This window comes from Klebsiella sp. AqSCr, from assembly GCF_008452795.1.
Classification (GTDB): Bacteria; Pseudomonadota; Gammaproteobacteria; order Enterobacterales; family Enterobacteriaceae; genus Klebsiella; species Klebsiella pneumoniae.
Genome location: NZ_MJDM01000039.1, coordinates 1 through 3,019, shown reverse-complemented (window position 1 = coordinate 3,019; position 3,019 = coordinate 1). Strand labels below are relative to the sequence as shown.

At 47.7% G+C, this 3,019-nt stretch carries 4 protein-coding genes; 2 read left to right on the top strand and 2 right to left on the bottom strand.

The genetic code is table 11. The annotated features are described in order from the left end of the window. Positions 1–272 precede the first annotated feature (272 nt). Together BHE81_RS26035 and BHE81_RS26030 are read right to left on the bottom strand one after the other, a co-directional pair. The gene (locus tag BHE81_RS26035; RefSeq protein WP_077951050.1) at positions 273–569 is read right to left on the bottom strand and encodes a type II toxin-antitoxin system RelE/ParE family toxin; all 297 of its coding nucleotides are present in this window, start codon (positions 567–569) and stop codon (positions 273–275) included. Further along, complete coding sequence (locus BHE81_RS26030) at positions 566–970, bottom strand: hypothetical protein (RefSeq protein WP_059363301.1); 405 nt, start codon at positions 968–970, stop codon at positions 566–568. Before BHE81_RS26030 ends, BHE81_RS26035 begins: the two co-directional genes overlap by 4 nt. Positions 971–1,159: 189 nt before the next feature. Between BHE81_RS26030 and BHE81_RS26025 the strand changes: the two genes are divergently transcribed. Then, on the top strand, positions 1,160–1,444 hold the full coding sequence (locus tag BHE81_RS26025; protein ID WP_059363302.1) for a type II toxin-antitoxin system RelB/DinJ family antitoxin: 285 nt from the start codon (positions 1,160–1,162) through the stop codon (positions 1,442–1,444). Between the two features lie 881 nt (positions 1,445–2,325). Further along, positions 2,326–2,526, top strand: coding sequence for an antitoxin VbhA family protein (locus BHE81_RS26005; RefSeq protein WP_059363303.1), 201 nt, complete (start codon positions 2,326–2,328; stop codon positions 2,524–2,526). The last annotated feature ends 493 nt before the right edge of the window (positions 2,527–3,019 follow it).

Genomic DNA, 3,019 nt, shown 5'->3' with positions numbered 1-3,019 from the left:
CTTACCATAGCGCGGACATCTGAATTGAGCCACAGGCGGACATTACTATTGAGCCATTACACAGAGGGTGCGCCCAAGAGATGTTATGGTAAATACGTATATCCTAAGGAAAAAGGTCTCTACTTGAATGAACTTTTTCCTTAGGATTTGAGCTGTTTGCCTAATTTATAAGGGCGTAGACTGGCTCTGTCTTCTGTCTAGAAAACAAAATACATTGTTAAAACATTTTTTGAGTTGCTTCTTTCTCCCTCGCTGAGGCAGGTTGCGTTGCCTTAAATGAGTTTTGCTATGTTTCGTGATTGATGGAGAACTCGTAGAACTTTTACTGTTCCATGGCCTTCTTGATAGTACACATTTAACGATAGGCCCTTGATGATGAGAACTCTCACGCCAGACACTATTTCACTATCTTTGCCGAGAAATGGATTCTCTATTAGTAAGTCAACTGTGTCTTCTATGTACTGATCTGCATCTTCAGCAGCTTTTGGATTCTGCTGATAAAGCCATTCGAAGTAGTCAGCCCGATCATCAATAGCTTCTTCTTCCCAAATGAGATTGCTTGCCATCATTCGCTTTCCTTCAGCTTAAACGTCATCTTGTCACCCATGAATACGATGGTGTCGTCATTACTATCTTTTTTAACCGGAAGTGATTCCCGGGTACTGGTAAATTTCTTGTGGCCTTCTTTCAGTGTGTAGCGGATCAGTCCTGTCGGAGCATCCGGTTTTCCGGATATTTTATAGCCTTCCGCCTCTTTTTTTATCATCCATGTATCGCTATCTGCATCATAAAGTACGTCAACCTTATCTCCGATTTTCAAGCTTATGTTGTTGAGGCATTCAGTCGAGATCCTGATGGAAAGCTCTTCTGCTGACGTTGAAGGCTTGAATGATTGGGTCACTGTTATCTGACTAGCAGATCCCCGGCGTGTTGATATTTTTGTTTTTGAAAGCTGGCTTATGAATCCCATGCATCCTCCTTTTTTCTCTTGTTTGTATTTTAACTGATCTTCACTGATCGATCATCATCCTTCTTCGTTTTTTTCTATCCGACATGATTATTACGTATAAGTCAATGTTTTTAATGGGTTTTTATTATATAAATATGTATGTTGCTTGTGCGCACAACTGTACTAACATTACGGGTGTCGGAGGATCTTATGGATACTAAATTTCATTTCAGGCTTGATGAGAACGTCAAGATGAGAGCCCAGAAAGCGGCAGAAGCCCGCGGCAAAACTCTAAGTGAAGCTTGCAGAGATTTTGCTGAGCAATTGGCAAGAGAGGTTGAGCCTCTTAGTCAGCATGAAAAATGGCTGAAGAAGCAGGTAGAGCTGGCTGTTGCAAAAGCTAATTCTGGAGACGGTAGATTCACTTCCAATGAGGAAGTGAAGCGAGTTATGGCTTCAAGAAAAGACGAGATAAGAGCTAAGTACAAGCGCTAGCCTGTATATTGACGCTAATACTGAATATGCGTAATCTCGTTGAAAAGAAAAAACCGCCTGGGGAGGCGGTTTTTTCAAGGTTCAGTAAGTTGGGGAACTTCTGAACCGTGGTGACTGGCTTAAACGGAGCGCAGCGACCAAATCTGTCCTTCCAGTGTAGCTGTAGTTAGGCTAACTCTTCAAGAACTCTATGTGTACTTATATACACTGCTCCGCTCCGTAAACCTGTCACCAATGGCTACCGCCAGTGGCGATTCGTCGTGCCTTTCAGGGTTGGATTCAAGAGTACAGTTACCTGAAAGTCGTGGTAGTCGGGTTGAACGGGGAGTTCGTGCATACAGCCCAGCTTGGAGCGAACCACCTAAAAGGAACCCAGTTGCACGGGTAGGAATGAGAAAACGCCACCTTACGGCGGTCTGCAACGGGTAAACCTCAGGGTGGGAACAGGAGAGCGCACGAGGGAGCGACCCATCGGAAACGGTGGGGATCTTTAAGTCCTGTCGGGTTTCGCCCCTTCTGACTTGAGCACCGGAAATCGCCAGATTTCTGTGATGTTCGTCAGGAGGGCGAAGCCTATGGAAAACCGGCAATCCTACAGACCTTTTACATGGCTTTCTGCCTGAGCTGGTAACGCTCGCCGCAGCGTCATGACCGAACGAAGTGAGTGAATGACCGAGGAAGCGTAATGTCTGTAATGCTGAACAGGGCTCGTATCGCTCGGTACACCACTTTCCTCTCTGATTACACACTCTGGTGCAACGCTTTCCTGCCGTTTTCCACTTTTCCCTGCACAGCTGTACAACGGCAACATCCGGGCAGGATATGTAAAGTGGGCCCACTTTACGCCTGCCTTATTCGCATGACTGCTCAAAGGAAAACCCATGGCTGATGATCGGACACTGCAACTGCGCCTGACCGGGTTCCGCAAGGCTGAAGCATCTCTCAGGCTTGAAGGCATGGATCCTTCCGGAACGCCGCTCTATGAGTCCGTAAAAGCGCGGCTTCTTTCCGGTGAGATCACCTACGACGAAGGCCGCGCTGAGATACTGGCCCATCACCAGAAGCGGGCAAACAGTAACTGACGCGGACAGGAAATGTTTTGTGTCCACAGCCAGCTGCGCCGGCGCCACAAAACAGCGGGACACGATGTGTTTTTGGAGTACCGCCGGCACGCCAAATCCTCCTGGTCAGGCTCCGCCCGACACCCGCCAGGAACTACGGTCCCACTCCTCGTTAAATCCGACCCCTTTGGCGATATTCCTGCCGCGCCTGGCGGCTTGCCCAACGCCTCACGGTCGCACAGTAAACTGCGCACCCGCTCACCGTTATCTAGAGAGTTCTGTGCTGGAAATGAGCATCTGGTTACAACATCCGTGCGAAACTATCCTCCATTCACTTCCGTGCATAGCCATGCAGACGCGCAGAAATCATCAGGTGCGTTTTTCAGGGTTATGGCCAGGAAAGGTGCTGGAAATGGCTAACTCGTTGCAGAGTGACGCTGAGGGCCTTTCAGAGTGTCAAGGCTCAATTGAAATGTCCGTTATCCAGCTCAATTAAAATGACCACTTTGATCTC

Bases quoted from the DNA above. Each gene is read 5' to 3' on its own strand.
- BHE81_RS26035 (WP_077951050.1), bottom strand. From the start codon at position 569: ATGATGGCAAGCAATCTCATTTGGGAAGAAGAAGCTATTGATGATCGG.
- BHE81_RS26025 (WP_059363302.1), top strand. From the start codon at position 1,160: ATGGATACTAAATTTCATTTCAGGCTTGATGAGAACGTCAAGATGAGA.
- BHE81_RS26030 (WP_059363301.1), bottom strand. From the start codon at position 970: ATGGGATTCATAAGCCAGCTTTCAAAAACAAAAATATCAACACGCCGG.
- BHE81_RS26005 (WP_059363303.1), top strand. From the start codon at position 2,326: ATGGCTGATGATCGGACACTGCAACTGCGCCTGACCGGGTTCCGCAAG.